Origin of the sequence: Pseudomonas sp. WS 5410, from assembly GCF_012985645.1 — a bacterium.
GTDB classification, from domain to species: domain Bacteria; phylum Pseudomonadota; class Gammaproteobacteria; order Pseudomonadales; family Pseudomonadaceae; genus Aquipseudomonas; species Aquipseudomonas shahriarae.
The window spans coordinates 1-14139 of the sequence record NZ_JAAQWS010000024.1 but is presented as its reverse complement, the minus strand read 5'-3'; the positions used below and the strand labels follow the sequence as shown (position 1 = coordinate 14139).

Genomic DNA, 14139 nt, shown 5'->3' with positions numbered 1-14139 from the left:
GGTTGAACTTCAAAATTAGGCAACCGTGGAGCGTGGGTAGAATCCGGATAGAAGAAAGGCGCATCCGAGGATGCGCCTTCTCGTAACTGGCGGAACGGACGGGTATTGAACCCGCCCCCCGGCGTAGCGACCCGATGGATACTCGGGTCAGTTGCCGCTCCGCTGCCAGGCCAGACCAGCGTCCAGCCCGGATAGGCAAAGGCTTGAACGAAGCTTAGTTAACGGCTTCTTTCAGGGCTTTACCGGCTTTGAAACCTGGTTTCTTGGCAGCAGCGATTTGCAGTGCTTTGCCAGTCTGTGGGTTACGGCCAGTGCGAGCTGGGCGATCGGTCACAGAAAAAGTACCGAAACCTACCAGTACCACGGAGTCGCCGGCCTTGAGAGCGCCAGTGACGGATTCGATTACTGCGTCCAGCGCACGGCCAGCAGCGGCTTTCGGGATATCAGCAGATGCGGCGATAGCATCAATCAGTTCCGACTTGTTCACTCTAAGTCCCCTTATATCTATTGAGTATGATTCTAAGTTTTTTGGTGAAAGCAAAAACCAGTGCTGAATGGCCTACAGACACTTAAGAGCCGCTTTATAACAAGGGCTCTAAAAAGCTGTCAAGGAAGCCACCAGGCTTAAACGTATTAATGCGTGCTAATTCTTTCCTTAGAGTCAGTCTCGCGTTTTTCGTCCTTCGCGACTATCTCCGGAGCCACATCTGGCAAGGGCTCCGGCGCGTATTGCAGCGCAATTTGCAGGACCTCGTCAATCCATTTAACCGGTTTAATCTGCAGATCCTGCTTAATGTTGTCAGGAATTTCCTTCAAGTCGCGAACATTCTCTTCCGGAATGATCACCGTCTTGATGCCACCACGGTGGGCCGCCAGCAACTTTTCCTTCAGGCCACCAATGGCCAATACCTGGCCGCGCAGGGTGATTTCCCCGGTCATGGCGACATCGGCGCGCACCGGGATGCCGGTCAGGGCCGATACCAGGGCCGTGCACATGCCTACGCCAGCGCTGGGGCCGTCTTTGGGGGTAGCCCCTTCCGGCATGTGGATGTGGGTGTCGTGCTTCTCGTGGAAGTCCAGGGGGATCCCCAGGCTGCGTGCGCGGCTGCGCACCACGGTCTGCGCGGCAGTGATGGATTCGACCATCACGTCACCCAGGGAACCGGTCTTGATCAATTGACCTTTGCCAGGGATAACCGCCGCTTCGATGGTCAGCAATTCGCCGCCCACCTGGGTCCACGCCAGGCCAGTCACCTGCCCTACCTGATCCTGCTGCTCGGCCAGGCCGTAGCGGAATTTACGCACGCCCAGGAAGTGTTCCAGAGCATCGGCGGTGACCTTCACAGAGAAGCGTTTTTCCAGGGCATGTTCCTTGACCGCCTTACGGCAGATCTTCGCCAACTGGCGCTCAAGGCCCCGTACACCGGCCTCGCGGGTGTAGTAACGAATGATGTCGCGGATCGACTCGACGTCGAATTCGATCTCGCCCTTCTTCAGGCCATTGGCCGAAATCTGCTTGGGCGCGAGGTATTTGACGGCGATATTGATCTTCTCGTCTTCGGTGTAACCCGGCAGACGAATCACTTCCATCCGGTCCAGCAACGCCGGCGGGATGTTCATGGAGTTGGAGGTGCACAGGAACATTACGTCGGACAGGTCGTAGTCGACTTCCAGGTAATGGTCGTTGAAATTGTGGTTCTGCTCGGGGTCGAGCACTTCGAGCAAGGCCGATGCCGGATCGCCCCGCATGTCGCTGCCCATTTTGTCGATTTCATCGAGCAGGAACAGAGGGTTGCGTACGCCAACCTTTGTCATCTTTTGAATCAATCTTCCCGGCATCGAACCGATGTAAGTCCGGCGATGACCGCGAATTTCCGCTTCATCACGCACACCACCGAGGGCCATGCGCACGAATTTGCGGTTGGTGGCATTGGCGATCGACTCGGCCAGGGAGGTTTTACCCACGCCAGGAGGACCGACCAGGCACAATACCGGGCCACGAATCTTCTTCACACGCTTTTGCACGGCGAGGTATTCGAGGATGCGTTCCTTGACCTCTTCCAGGCCATAGTGGTCGGCGTCGAGGATATCTTCGGCACGCGCCAGGTCCAGGCGTACCTTGGTCTGGGCCTTCCACGGCACCTGCACCAGCCAGTCGATGTAGGAACGAACCACGGTGGCTTCGGCGGACATCGGCGACATTTGCTTGAGTTTGTTCAACTCGGCGGTGGCTTTGGTCAGCGCGTCTTTAGGCAAGCCAGCGGCGTCGATGCGCTTTTTCAGCTCTTCGATCTCGTTGTGGCCTTCTTCGCCGTCGCCGAGCTCTTTCTGAATGGCCTTCATCTGCTCATTCAGGTAGTACTCGCGCTGGCTGCGCTCCATCTGCTTCTTCACGCGACCGCGAATGCGTTTCTCAACCTGCAGCAGGTCGATCTCGGCATCCAGCAGGGCCAGGACGTGCTCGACCCGGGTCGACAGGTCGATGATTTCGAGGATGTCCTGCTTCTGCTCGATCTTCAGCGCCATGTGCGCGGCCATGGTGTCGACCAGGCGGCTTGGCTCATCAATGCTGTTGAGGGAGGACAGGACCTCAGCCGGGACTTTTTTGCCCAGTTGCACGTATTGCTCGAACTGGGAAAGCAGGCTGCGTACAAAAACTTCGGATTCACGCTCAGGCGCATCGACTTCGTCGATCAACGCCACTTCAGCACGCAGGTGGCCATCCACCTCCATGAAGCGCTCGACCGCACCGCGCTGCTCGCCCTCGACCAGCACCTTGACGGTGCCATCTGGCAGCTTGAGCAATTGCAGAACGGTAGCAATAGTGCCGACGCGATACAGGGCGTCTTCGCCTGGATCGTCGTCAGCCGGATTTCTCTGGGCCAACAGCAGGATCTGCTTGTCGCCCGTCATCGCGGCCTCGAGGGCTTCGATAGACTTCTCGCGCCCCACGAACAGCGGGATAACCATGTGCGGATACACAACCACATCACGCAATGGCAGGAGAGGCAATTCAATGGTTGTCTTCATGATTTCGCCTCTATGACAGATGAAAGTAAGCTTGAAACCAAGATGGGGGCTGCGTGTAAAAAAAACAAGCTCAATGCTGGCAGTTACACACAGTAAAAATTCCTATGCAAAACAAAGGGGCCCCTAGAGGCCCCTTGTTTGTACCGAAACTGCGAAACGCTTACGCGTCTGGCGCAGCCTTGGCAGCCGGCTCACTGTTTTCGTAGATATACAGTGGCTTGGACTTACCTTCTATAACGCTTTCGTCGATCACCACTTTACTCACCTCGGACTGCGAGGGGATTTCGTACATGGTGTCGAGCAATACGCCTTCGAGAATCGAACGCAAACCGCGCGCACCGGTCTTGCGCTCCAGTGCCCGCTTGGCCACCGATTTAAGCGCATCAGCACGGAACTCGAGGTCTACACCTTCCATTTCGAACAGCTTGGCGTATTGCTTGGTCAGGGCGTTTTTCGGCTCGGTGAGGATCTGAATCAGAGCAGCCTCATCCAGCTCGTCCAACGTCGCCAGGACCGGCAGACGGCCAACGAACTCCGGGATCAGACCGAACTTGACCAGATCGTCAGGCTCGACTTCACGCAGGGACTCGCCCACCTTCTTGCCTTCTTCCTTGCTGCGCACTTCTGCACTGAAACCGATGCCGCCACGGGTGGAACGGTTTTGAATAACCTTTTCCAGGCCGGAGAACGCACCGCCACAGATAAACAGGATGTTACGCGTATCAACCTGCAGGAATTCCTGCTGCGGGTGCTTGCGGCCGCCTTGGGGCGGTACAGAAGCGACCGTGCCTTCAATCAGCTTCAGCAGGGCTTGCTGCACGCCTTCACCGGAAACATCCCGGGTGATCGACGGGTTGTCAGACTTGCGCGAAATCTTGTCGATTTCATCGATATAGACAATACCCATCTGGGCCTTCTCTACGTCGTAATCGCACTTCTGCAGCAGTTTCTGAATGATGTTCTCGACATCTTCACCCACGTAACCCGCCTCAGTGAGGGTGGTGGCGTCGGCGATGGTGAAGGGAACGTTCAGCAGGCGAGCGAGGGTTTCTGCAAGCAGGGTTTTACCCGAGCCTGTAGGACCGATCAGCAGGATGTTGCTCTTGCCGAGTTCGACCTCATCACCTTTCTTGTCACGCTGGTTCAAGCGCTTGTAGTGGTTGTACACCGCTACGGCCAGAACCTTCTTTGCACGCTCTTGACCAATCACGTACTGATCAAGGATGCCGCTGATTTCTTTAGGCGAAGGCAATTTATGCGCGCTGCTCTCGGCCTGTGCCTCCTGCACCTCCTCACGGATGATGTCATTGCACAGGTCGACGCACTCGTCGCAGATAAAGACCGAGGGGCCGGCAATCAATTTGCGCACTTCATGCTGGCTTTTGCCACAGAAGGAGCAATAGAGCAGCTTGCCGTTGTCCTCGCCGTTGCGGGTGTCAGTCATTCGTTCGATCCAAATCCGATAGGCTTGCAACACAAGATGAAGGCTTATGCGGGCTTTTTCAAGCCCGCCGGTGGTCGGACATGCCGACCAGGCCTATTTTGAGCTGCTTATATTAAGCGGGGCGCTTGTCGATCACGGCGTCGATCAGCCCGTATTCACGTGCGGCTTCGGCACTCATGAAGTTGTCGCGGTTAGTGTCGCGCTCGATTTCTTCCAGGGTGTGCCCGCTGTGCTTGGCCATCAGCGTGTTGAGGCGCTCACGGATAAACAGGATTTCCTTGGCGTGGATTTCGATGTCCGACGCCTGGCCCTGGAAACCGCCCAGTGGCTGGTGAATCATCACACGCGAGTTAGGCAGGCAGAAACGCTTGCCTTCAGCACCGGCTGTCAGCAGGAATGCACCCATGCTGCAGGCCTGGCCAATGCAAGTGGTGGACACGTTCGGCTTGATGAACTGCATGGTGTCGTAGATCGACATGCCGGCTGTCACCGAACCGCCTGGGGAGTTGATGTAAAGATGGATGTCCTTGTCCGGGTTTTCCGCTTCAAGGAACAGCAGTTGCGCACAGATCAGGTTGGCCATGTAGTCCTCTACCGGACCAACCAGAAAGATCACTCGCTCCTTGAGCAGGCGCGAATAGATGTCGTAGGCGCGTTCGCCACGAGCAGATTGCTCGACAACCATCGGGACCAGGCCGCCTGCGGCCTGGATATCAGAGTTCTGCTGAATATACGAATTACGGAACATGCTCTGCAGTTACTCCCAAATAGTCATGTCTTGAATACGCATAAGCCAGCGCGAGGCTGGCTTATGGGTGTATTTTCAAACGAGTTGGACAATCAGTCGGCTTGTGCTGCTTCTGCCGGCTTGACTGCTTCTTCGTAAGAGACCGCTTTGTCGGTCACCTTAGCCTTCTGCAGAACAGTATCCACAACTTGTTCTTCCAGCACAACCGAACGGACTTCGTTCAGCTGCTGGTCATTCTTGTAGTACCAAGCCACGACCTGCTCAGGCTCCTGGTAGGCCGAAGCCATTTCCTGGATCATTTCGCGAACGCGATCTTCGTCTGGCTTGAGGTCGAACTGCTTGACCACTTCAGCCACGATCAGACCCAGCACAACGCGGCGCTTGGCTTGCTCTTCGAACAGCTCGGCCGGCAGTTGATCAGGCTTGATGTTGCCACCAAACTGCTGAACAGCTTGTACGCGCAGGCGATCCACTTCGTTGGACAGCAGGGCCTTAGGCACTTCGATCGGGTTGGAGGCCAGCAGACCGTCCATAACCTGGTTCTTGACCTTGGACTTGATGGCCTGGCGCAGCTCACGCTCCATGTTCTTGCGAACTTCGGCGCGGAAACCTTCGATACCGGTTTCCTTGATACCGAACTGGGCGAAGAACTCTTCGTTCAGTTCTGGCAGCTTAGGCTCGGAAACACTGTTGACGGTCACAGTGAACTCGGCGGCTTTGCCAGCCAGGTCCAGGTTCTGGTAGTCAGCAGGGAAAGTCAGGTTCAGAACGCGCTCTTCGCCGGCTTTAGCGCCAACCAGACCGTCTTCGAAACCCGGGATCATGCGGTTGGAGCCCAGTACCAACTGGGTGCCCTTGGCCGAGCCGCCAGCGAACACTTCGCCGTCAACCTTGCCCACGAAGTCGATGTTCAACTGGTCTTCGTTCTGGGCAGCGCGATCGGCCACTTCAAAACGGGTGTTCTGCTTGCGCAGGATTTCCAGCATGTTGTCCAGGTCGGCATCGGCCACTTCGGCGCTCAGGCGCTCGATTTCGATACCTTCGAAGCCAGCAACGGTGAACTCCGGGAACACTTCGAATACAGCAACGTATTCCAGGTCCTTGCCAGCTTCCAGGGACTTAGGCTCGATGGAAGGCGAGCCAGCCGGGTTCAGCTTTTGCTCGACAACCGCTTCGTAGAAGGAAGCCTGGATCACGTCACCGACAGCATCTTGACGTGCATCAGCACCAAAACGGCGCTTGATTTCGCTCATCGGCACTTTGCCTGGACGGAAACCAGCGATCTTGGCCTTCTGGGCAGTCTGCTGCAGACGCTTGTTGACCGCGGTCTCGATGCGCTCTGCCGGCACGGTGATGCTCATGCGGCGCTCGAGAGCAGTAGTATTTTCAACAGAAACTTGCATGGATATTCCTCGTTGCACAGACGTTAGCCGGCCGTTTCCGACCCAAGAATCAAGGGCATGCATTCTAGTGGGTCAAACTCAAGAAGTCACCCTACTGAAAACGGGTAAAAAAACAGCAGGCAATTTACAGGTACGAATGCACGAATGCTCCTCGCCCCAGTGACAAATACAGCCAATCACGCCAGGGCTCTGTGCCAACCCTTCTATATATAGAAGCAGCCAGCGACCATCTCCCTGACAGCCGACCTTGCACGCAAGGCCGGCGGGTAGTTCGGCATCATCGAGAAACAAAAATACGACGAAGCGCCCCACCCCTGCGACCCAGTACCTGCAGCCGCCGAATACGCAAACCGCTAAAACAAAAAAGGCGCCAGACTGTTAAATCTGGCGCCTTTCGGAATATGGGGTGGACGAAGGGGATCGAACCCTCGACAACGGGAGTCACAATCCCGTGCTCTACCAACTGAGCTACGCCCACCATATTGCGTGACAAAGAAGCCAATTGCCTTCTCTGTTAAGCCCCAACCTAGCCCATGGCAAGGGTGACGCTCTATTTGGTGCGGATGAAGAGACTCGAACTCTTACGCCTCGCGGCGCTGGAACCTAAATCCAGTGTGTCTACCAATTCCACCACATCCGCGGCTTGAAACTTTTAAAACAAAGGCGCCAGACCGTTAAATCTGGCGCCTTTTGAAATATGGGGTGGACGAAGGGGATCGAACCCTCGACAACGGGAGTCACAATCCCGTGCTCTACCAACTGAGCTACGCCCACCATCTTGCGCTACTTGTGCCAAAGCTGCCTAATGGCGCACCCGGCAGGACTCGAACCTGCGACCATCCGCTTAGAAGGCGGATGCTCTATCCAGCTGAGCTACGGGCGCCTGATTAATCTGTACTCTTGGAGGACTACAAACTAAATGCTTCCAGCCTCACGCAATAAAACAGCTATTGCGCTCGACCTTCTTAACCAGTGCTAGGCTGTGCCCGACAAGTGCGACGAATAGTATAGACGCCCCCAGGGGCCGTCAAATCTTTTTTGAAAAAAATTCATTTTATTTAAGGGGTTAGGGGAATTTGCAGACCAAGCGCCTTTGCCCTCACGTCCTGGCGTGCGAGAATGCGCGCACTTTTCCTCCCCCTCTCGATGGTTAATCACGCGTAATGACTGCACAACTTATCGACGGCAAATCAATCGCCGCCAGCCTGCGCCAGCAGATCGCCAAACGTGTCGCCGAGCGTCGCCAGCTTGGCCTGCGCACGCCGGGGCTCGCGGTGATCCTGGTCGGCAGCGATCCTGCCTCCCAGGTTTATGTCTCGCACAAGCGTAAAGACTGTGAAGAGGTCGGCTTTATTTCCAAGGCCTACGACTTGCCTTCCGACACCACCCAGCAGGCCCTCACCGACCTGATCGACGGCCTCAACGACGATCCGAATATCGACGGCATCCTGCTGCAATTGCCGCTGCCGGAGCATCTGGATGCTTCCCTGTTGCTGGAGCGCATCCGCCCCGACAAAGACGTCGACGGTTTCCACCCCTATAACGTCGGTCGCCTGGCCCAGCGTATTCCACTGCTGCGCCCCTGCACGCCGAAGGGCATCATGACCCTGCTGGAAAGCACCGGCGTCGACCTGTACGGCCTGGACGCCGTGATCGTCGGCGCGTCCAACATTGTTGGTCGCCCAATGGCCATGGAACTGCTGCTGGCCGGCTGCACCGTGACCGTGACCCACCGCTTCACCAAGGATCTGGCGGGCCATGTTGGCCGTGCCGACCTGGTGGTAGTCGCCGCCGGCAAGCCGGGCCTAGTCAAGGGTGAGTGGATCAAGGAAGGCGCCATCGTGATCGACGTGGGCATCAACCGTCAGGACGACGGCAAGCTGGTGGGCGACGTGGTGTATGAAACCGCCCTGCCCCGTGCCGGCTGGATTACCCCGGTGCCGGGTGGTGTTGGCCCGATGACCCGTGCCTGCCTGCTGGAAAACACGCTGTACGCGGCCGAAACCCTGCACAGCTGATCACCTGCAGCGCCAAAAGAGCCCCGCCTTGACCCAAGGCTGTTCACAGGTCACGCCGGGCTTCCTGAAAAATCCGCTGCCAGCTGTCTGGCAGCGGATTTTTTTATTCCCGCTCGATAGAACAGTGCGCCGCGGCTTTCTGAAAGTGATGCCTGCGCACTTAAAAGCAACGCCAATCAGCAGTGCAATCCCCAAACCCCATAACCCTATGATGGTCAGTGGCATCTGCGGCTTCACCGATCAACAACGTTGTAGTACCCCTACGCACAGTAATAAATGGGTGGCCCAACGAATCGTTTTACCGTTCATCTTCGTCCCTGATTTCAACGACTCCTACTCGACGCACCGCTGACAAAAAGCCCCTCTCAAAGGCCCTGAGGCTTTTGTGTCAGTCCTACATGCCCAGGGCTGACAGAAGCGTTTTTGCCATACCTGCTCGGCAACGCGCTTTGCGCTACAACCCTAACCAATCATCGGCTTACAGCCTTTATTTAAAGGCTCTCTATCAGTTTCTGATCCATACTAATAATATTAATTTCGGGTATTCCTAGGTTTTCTAAAGTGGTCAAGCCCAGCAAATACGGGGCTTGACTACTTTGGGGTACCCACTATTCGATAGCGAAACTCGGCCAGTGGTACAAAAATTGGTACGAAGCCCATCCCCTCCCCGGCGTCCTGCCGACCGAACACCAAACCAAAATCCCCTACAGCTCGTCGCCTCACATCGCACAACCCGCAAACCTCGATTACTGTATGCACATACAGCATTCGGATTGCCACACAATGAACATTGACGAAGACACCTCGACGTGGCTTGGGTGCCCTACACCCCTGGAAATGTACAAACACCAGTGCGCGCTACTCGAGGACGAGCTCACAACCGCCTATCGCCTGCTGAGCAAGGCACGGGCGAACGTTGCGGGCCTGGTCCAGATGAATGACCTGCTTGCCACCGGAAAAGCGTCGGCAGAGACGGCACTGAGGGACGCCCTTGAGCGCATATCGGCGATGGGCAATGACCAGACTGACAAGAGAAGCTTTCGAAGCGTCGACCTGGTGACTGATCAACGCAACCATTTCTTCAGGGAGAATCAGAGGCTGCTGCGGGAGTTGAAAGTATTGAGTGGGCCACAGCACTGACATACGACTGGCACGCCCGCAGCGCGATCAATCCTTGATCGCCGGCATAGTTGATGGCGATAATTCGTTGAGCGGGTGCTGGGCGGGAGTATGTTTCTCAGTTCCGTCCATATTCGAGGCCTATTAACTAGATGAATTTTCTGCCAGGGAAGCAGCCATATGCCCCTTACCAAGCCCAACCAGCAACTTCACCGAGACCTGAAAGAGGCTGCGACCCTGCTCAAGTGGTCAGGCGTTGACTTGATGCAGGCAGCAGTGCGACTGTCTGAGGCCGATCAGGAAGATGAGGCGAAGGTGTTGCTGACAATAGCGGAGAGCTATCAGGCTGCTGAAGACAAACTGGTGGGGTACGCGCATGAGGTGAGGTCGGGAAAAATAAATCGAAGCAAGCCCGAATAGGCACTGGCCTGACCAGGCGCAATTCTATATCCATCAATCTCTAATAATTTTCCCGCATGAAGCCGTGGCGTTATGCATCACGCTCTATGCTTGTTCGGGCAGTCTGCATGACTGCTAAACGCCACCACAGAGCGTAACTTACTGACTTATATGAACTTGGGAATTTTCTGAATTTGGCATGGCAAATGCGACACCCTTACGGACATTGCCGACAGAGACCGGCAAAAAATAACCGTGATAGTGAGGTAGCAAATGAACGCCATAGACCTTCTCAAAGCCGACCACGAAAAAGTAAAAGCCATTCTTACCCAGCTTAGCGAATCCACAGAACGCGCAGTAAAGAAGCGTACTGACCTGTTAGACAAGCTGGAGATGGAGATTTCTATCCATACGCAGCTGGAGGAACAGATCCTCTATCCCGCCTTCAAAGCAGCCGGCGGCAAGGATGAGGCCGAGATGTACTACGAGGCCAAGGAAGAGCATCGAACAGTCGATTCCCTGGTGCTTCCCGATCTGAAAGCGACGGATCCAACCACGCCCGAGTTTGCCGGCCGTGTGAAGGTCGTAAAGGAGCTCCTTGAGCATCACATCGAGGAAGAGGAAACCGAAATGTTTCCAAAGGCGAAGAAGCTTCTTGGCAAAGCTAAGCTTGATCAGCTCGGCGAGCAGATGCTGGAGTTGAAGGCGACGCTGAAAAAGAGCTTGAGCGCTTCCAATCTCGCGGCCTAACGTTCCGCCGCCCTAGTAGCCCCTGCAAACAAGCCCGGCCCAGCGCCGGGCTCCTGTTACTAGCGCTAAATCAATGACCGTTTTGCCACTATTTACAGTCCCGGTAGAGCAGCTACGCTTCAAAACTCACGACTTTGAATTGAAGGAACGGCCCCGTGGACACCCTTAGCAAGATGGAAATTGAAACTGTCCTCTCCAGTCGCCTGCCAAATTGCGTGATTACTTGCACTTTAAGTACCGATAGCACGCTTTCAATAGACATAGCAGGCCCTGAGGGAGATCAGTTCACTGCGGTGAACATCGATCGAACTCAGTACCATGGCGAAGCAGGTATCAATAGGCTGGTCCGAGAAATTCTTCAGGAGATGGTCCTGTCGAGACGGACTTCCTGGCTCGATGTTTCGAGGAAGACGGGCTAAGAGCAGGTCACCCTACCCCTCACGTAATTTTCCGCTGGTATCGCTTCACAGGTAGGCTCGCTTGCAACCTTGCCTCTTCTTTGATTTCCATAACCAGCCTCGCCATCGCTCGACTCGATGTTAGGCTCTGAGCGTCAATGCCGGTTACCGTCAACTCGACCTGATGTGTCGTAGGATTGATCAGTCGAACTGTCAATGTTTGGTTGACGTCTACGTCACAAACACAACAAGTTGGCAAAAAGGATGTTTCTAAAATGTGTCTCAACTCAAGGAAAGAAATCATCACACATCTCCATCCGACGATTTATTTTTTTATGCGTTAGGTTGCTGTACCTAGGCTCTTTCAATTTAGTCAAAGCTACGCAGCCCAATGTTCATTTTTTCGCCGAGTGCTAGGTAGATATTTTTTGCTTAGGCAGCTCTTGCTCCGAATCGAGACAACCATGGGGCCGCCATGCGGGGCTGTTTCATTCGCCTCGAACCCTGAGACTTTCGTAACTTCGCTCGCAAGCCTGCCCAGCTATTCGGGCTCGGTCATACGCTGCTGCCAGATCTCCCGCTCTCTTGTCAGCCCGCTGGAGCAATTCGGAGAGCACCATTGCGGCGCGGGTGGCTGACGCGCCTCGCTTGGCAGCTCCGGGATCGCCGCAGGCAGTGGCGGCGAACTTATCGGCTTCGACGTGCAGCCGCTCACCAGCAGCATCAGCAGTGCCAGCATCCACAGCAGCAGTCTTGTTTTGCTCTCGTGCATCGCTCGCTTCCTTATTCACTGCCGATTGGCGGCGCTGCTCTTCTTGGCGGGCTGTGTTGCCAGCCTCAGTTATGGCGAGCGCCTGGGCTTTACCGATTTCTGCCAGTTGTTTTCCGTAGCGCCAGTCTTGAATCTGCCAGGAGACGCCGGCGGCGCTGGCCATCACCACCAGGATCAGCACCACCAGCCCGGCCAGCTTCTGGACGGACGTCATCACGGCACATCCTTGAAGAAGACGTGATGCCCGAGGCGCAGCGTCTGCTTGGCCTTTGCCGCCCAGACCGGGGCCTTGGGCATCGTGGTTGCGTAGTAGTGCGTGGCCCCGCCGGTTGGATCCGGTACCGCACCGGCCATCACCTGGTCAGCAGCACGCTTGGCCTGGGCGAACTGCGCAGCCGGGATCGGCTTGGCGCCGCTGAGGTAGGGGTAGTTCGGGTCATTCTGGTTCCAGCAGCTGAACTGCCATGGCTTCAGGCACACGCCAGCGTAGCCCTCCCCCCACCAGGACTTGGCCTTGCCATCAAACACACGGTTGCGGATGGTCCAGGCCACGGCGATCTGGCCGGCCAGCCCCTCGCCACGGGCTTCACCCCAGAGCGTGCGCGCCAGGATGTCCCGGTCTTTTTCGGAAGTGGTCATGCTTTTCTCCAGGCAAAAATAAACCCGCTCGATGGCGGGTGGCGGTGTACAGCTAAAGCTCAGGCGCTCACGGTCTCGGCGGCGGCTGGCAGCGGGAAGCGTTGCTTGATCGCCGCAACGGATGCCAGCCACTCGGTGTAGTCGGGCTCCAGCCCCTGGCTCAAGGCATCGTAGTCAGCTTCCAGGCGCAGCGGATCCGACTCGGAGAGGTACGCCGCCCGCCGCGAAGCCAGGGCAGCCTCAAGCGCCTCACGCTCACGCTCTTGCTGCAGCTGCTCGGCCGTCTTCATCATGCTGTAATCGATATTGCTCACTGGGGAAGCCTCACATTGCCATCAGGCGGATTGATGATGTCGGCCGGGTAAAGCGCCGCTGCCGTTGCCTCGGGCCCAACCGGAAAACGAATGGTGATAATCAGCTCACCATCTACGCGGCGAACAGGTTGAGAGATCCACGTCCCGGAGATAGCCTCCATCGGAAGCGTAGCCCCTTCCGAAAGGGGCCTGAAGTCGTAACGCTCACCGTTGATTGTGAGTACGTCGCTGCGCTTTTTGATTTCAAGCGTTGCAGATGGATCAATCGGAGAGTATGGAGACAGTTTAATAATCATTACTTCCACCTTCCCATTGCGATGTACCCGACCATGTAAGTGTTGTTTTCTCCGGAAGTAATCTGCAATAAGGCTTGAGTACCGCCTATGGCCGTCCCGGTGAACCGCTTAACAGTAGTGCCATTACCGTCAGAAACAGATGGATACTCAAGCGTCGGCACAAGCGTCGGAGTCTGGATAAAATCAGCCGGAAAGGTTGGGTAAAAATCTGCCCTGACATTTGCAACAACAGAAACAGACATCCTTGTCCCAGTACAAAACATCGTGCCATCGGGAAACTTGACGAACGTACCGTTGGCATTAGTACCCCACACAATGGGATCAGAAATACCAAGTGCAGCTTTGGCCCCCGCAAGACTGTTAGCCCCCGTGCCGCCCTTCGATAATGGAAGAGCCCCGGGGAGGGCGCCGCTTCCGTCAGCACCAAGCGCAACATAAAGCTCTTGCGTCATATCGTTAATTTTTATGTTCGCAGAACGCGGAGTATCGCCCCCTGCACCGTACGGCAATACGCCAAGGTTAATTGCCTGTCTGGCCATGAGTGGGTTCTCTTGATCTAATTTAAGAAGTTGGCTTCGCAAAGACTACCGAGATGTACTGCGCGGTCGGCAGGTCTACTCCAGTAGCTTGAATCACTAGCCTGTTCCCGCCGTAATCCCAGACCGCTTGGACTACGCCCTGTCTTGATACCGTGCCCGCCATGTCCATGGCGATATTGTTTAAAAGCATGTAGTCGCCAGTGTTTAGCGGTGAAAAAGCGGACCAGCTATACCTGTAAACTCCTGGCTGTGTTTGCTCTGCCCCGAGGT

16 protein-coding genes, 4 tRNA genes and 1 pseudogene are annotated in these 14139 nt (G+C 55.9%); 5 read left to right on the top strand and 16 right to left on the bottom strand.

What is annotated here, in order from left to right; all coding sequences use genetic code 11:
* Positions 1-214: 214 nt before the first annotated feature.
* From HBO24_RS25660 to HBO24_RS25620, 9 genes are all read right to left on the bottom strand, one after another.
* Entirely contained in the window at positions 215-487 is a 273-nt protein-coding gene (locus HBO24_RS25660) for an HU family DNA-binding protein (protein WP_003174819.1), read from the bottom strand.
* Positions 488-633: 146 nt separating this feature from the next.
* Positions 634-3030 (bottom strand): endopeptidase La, encoded by a 2397-nt coding sequence (gene lon, locus HBO24_RS25655; protein ID WP_057441499.1) that lies wholly within the window; start codon positions 3028-3030, stop codon positions 634-636.
* Positions 3031-3190: 160 nt separating this feature from the next.
* The gene (gene clpX / locus HBO24_RS25650; protein ID WP_029298419.1) at positions 3191-4474 is read right to left on the bottom strand and encodes an ATP-dependent Clp protease ATP-binding subunit ClpX; all 1284 of its coding nucleotides are present in this window, start codon (positions 4472-4474) and stop codon (positions 3191-3193) included.
* Positions 4475-4586: 112 nt separating this feature from the next.
* The gene (gene clpP / locus HBO24_RS25645; RefSeq protein WP_029298421.1) at positions 4587-5222 is read right to left on the bottom strand and encodes an ATP-dependent Clp endopeptidase proteolytic subunit ClpP; all 636 of its coding nucleotides are present in this window, start codon (positions 5220-5222) and stop codon (positions 4587-4589) included.
* 92 nt (positions 5223-5314) lie between these two features.
* Complete coding sequence (tig, locus tag HBO24_RS25640; RefSeq protein ID WP_057441496.1) at positions 5315-6625, bottom strand: trigger factor; 1311 nt, start codon at positions 6623-6625, stop codon at positions 5315-5317.
* A gap of 402 nt (positions 6626-7027) precedes the next feature.
* Positions 7028-7103: transfer RNA gene (locus HBO24_RS25635), tRNA-His, on the bottom strand.
* Positions 7104-7180: 77 nt separating this feature from the next.
* Positions 7181-7265 (bottom strand) — tRNA-Leu (locus HBO24_RS25630).
* A gap of 58 nt (positions 7266-7323) precedes the next feature.
* A tRNA-His gene (locus HBO24_RS25625) sits at positions 7324-7399 on the bottom strand.
* 32 nt (positions 7400-7431) lie between these two features.
* A tRNA-Arg gene (locus HBO24_RS25620) sits at positions 7432-7508 on the bottom strand.
* 280 nt (positions 7509-7788) lie between these two features.
* Between HBO24_RS25620 and folD the strand changes: the two genes are divergently transcribed.
* The 5 genes from folD to HBO24_RS25595 all read left to right on the top strand — a co-directional run bounded on the left by folD (position 7789) and on the right by HBO24_RS25595 (position 10911).
* Positions 7789-8643 carry a bifunctional methylenetetrahydrofolate dehydrogenase/methenyltetrahydrofolate cyclohydrolase FolD gene (gene folD / locus HBO24_RS25615; RefSeq protein ID WP_057445013.1) on the top strand — a complete coding sequence of 285 codons (855 nt, stop codon included), beginning with the start codon at positions 7789-7791 and terminating at the stop codon, positions 8641-8643.
* 28 nt (positions 8644-8671) lie between these two features.
* Positions 8672-8995 (top strand): hypothetical protein, encoded by a 324-nt coding sequence (locus tag HBO24_RS25610; RefSeq protein WP_157717301.1) that lies wholly within the window; start codon positions 8672-8674, stop codon positions 8993-8995.
* A gap of 431 nt (positions 8996-9426) precedes the next feature.
* Positions 9427-9783, top strand: coding sequence for a hypothetical protein (locus HBO24_RS25605; protein WP_170060582.1), 357 nt, complete (start codon positions 9427-9429; stop codon positions 9781-9783).
* 159 nt (positions 9784-9942) lie between these two features.
* Complete coding sequence (locus HBO24_RS25600; protein WP_170060581.1) at positions 9943-10182, top strand: hypothetical protein; 240 nt, start codon at positions 9943-9945, stop codon at positions 10180-10182.
* 252 nt (positions 10183-10434) lie between these two features.
* Positions 10435-10911, top strand: a complete 477-nt coding sequence (locus HBO24_RS25595; protein ID WP_170060580.1) for a hemerythrin domain-containing protein — start codon at positions 10435-10437, stop codon at positions 10909-10911.
* 438 nt (positions 10912-11349) lie between these two features.
* Here HBO24_RS25595 and HBO24_RS25590 read toward each other — a convergent pair whose 3' ends face one another.
* The 7 genes and pseudogenes from HBO24_RS25590 to HBO24_RS29405 form a co-directional block, all read right to left on the bottom strand.
* Complete coding sequence (locus tag HBO24_RS25590; RefSeq protein WP_170060579.1) at positions 11350-11613, bottom strand: DUF1652 domain-containing protein; 264 nt, start codon at positions 11611-11613, stop codon at positions 11350-11352.
* A gap of 184 nt (positions 11614-11797) precedes the next feature.
* Positions 11798-12295: a DUF2514 family protein gene (locus HBO24_RS25585; protein WP_170060578.1), complete on the bottom strand. Its 498-nt coding sequence runs from the start codon at positions 12293-12295 to the stop codon at positions 11798-11800.
* Positions 12295-12720 (bottom strand): cell wall hydrolase, encoded by a 426-nt coding sequence (locus tag HBO24_RS25580; RefSeq protein ID WP_170060577.1) that lies wholly within the window; start codon positions 12718-12720, stop codon positions 12295-12297. Before HBO24_RS25580 ends, HBO24_RS25585 begins: the two co-directional genes overlap by 1 nt.
* A 59-nt stretch (positions 12721-12779) precedes the next feature.
* Positions 12780-13034: a hypothetical protein gene (locus tag HBO24_RS25575; protein ID WP_170060576.1), complete on the bottom strand. Its 255-nt coding sequence runs from the start codon at positions 13032-13034 to the stop codon at positions 12780-12782.
* A complete protein-coding gene (locus tag HBO24_RS25570; protein ID WP_170060575.1) occupies positions 13031-13330 on the bottom strand; it encodes a hypothetical protein in 300 nt (99 codons plus the stop codon). The genes HBO24_RS25575 and HBO24_RS25570 overlap by 4 nt, the downstream gene beginning before the upstream one ends.
* Positions 13330-13869, bottom strand: a complete 540-nt coding sequence (locus HBO24_RS25565; RefSeq protein ID WP_170060574.1) for a hypothetical protein — start codon at positions 13867-13869, stop codon at positions 13330-13332. Before HBO24_RS25565 ends, HBO24_RS25570 begins: the two co-directional genes overlap by 1 nt.
* Before the next feature lie 22 nt (positions 13870-13891).
* Positions 13892-14139: pseudogene (locus HBO24_RS29405) on the bottom strand (hypothetical protein); the annotation flags it as partial.

Bases quoted from the DNA above. Each gene is read 5' to 3' on its own strand.
- clpX (WP_029298419.1), bottom strand. From the start codon at position 4,474: ATGACTGACACCCGCAACGGCGAGGACAACGGCAAGCTGCTCTATTGC.
- HBO24_RS25580 (WP_170060577.1), bottom strand. From the start codon at position 12,720: ATGACCACTTCCGAAAAAGACCGGGACATCCTGGCGCGCACGCTCTGG.
- folD (WP_057445013.1), top strand. From the start codon at position 7,789: ATGACTGCACAACTTATCGACGGCAAATCAATCGCCGCCAGCCTGCGC.
- HBO24_RS25605 (WP_170060582.1), top strand. From the start codon at position 9,427: ATGAACATTGACGAAGACACCTCGACGTGGCTTGGGTGCCCTACACCC.
- lon (WP_057441499.1), bottom strand. From the start codon at position 3,030: ATGAAGACAACCATTGAATTGCCTCTCCTGCCATTGCGTGATGTGGTT.
- HBO24_RS25570 (WP_170060575.1), bottom strand. From the start codon at position 13,330: ATGATTATTAAACTGTCTCCATACTCTCCGATTGATCCATCTGCAACG.
- clpP (WP_029298421.1), bottom strand. From the start codon at position 5,222: ATGTTCCGTAATTCGTATATTCAGCAGAACTCTGATATCCAGGCCGCA.
- HBO24_RS25600 (WP_170060581.1), top strand. From the start codon at position 9,943: ATGCCCCTTACCAAGCCCAACCAGCAACTTCACCGAGACCTGAAAGAG.
- HBO24_RS25565 (WP_170060574.1), bottom strand. From the start codon at position 13,869: ATGGCCAGACAGGCAATTAACCTTGGCGTATTGCCGTACGGTGCAGGG.
- HBO24_RS25595 (WP_170060580.1), top strand. From the start codon at position 10,435: ATGAACGCCATAGACCTTCTCAAAGCCGACCACGAAAAAGTAAAAGCC.
- tig (WP_057441496.1), bottom strand. From the start codon at position 6,625: ATGCAAGTTTCTGTTGAAAATACTACTGCTCTCGAGCGCCGCATGAGC.
- HBO24_RS25590 (WP_170060579.1), bottom strand. From the start codon at position 11,613: ATGATTTCTTTCCTTGAGTTGAGACACATTTTAGAAACATCCTTTTTG.
- HBO24_RS25585 (WP_170060578.1), bottom strand. From the start codon at position 12,295: ATGACGTCCGTCCAGAAGCTGGCCGGGCTGGTGGTGCTGATCCTGGTG.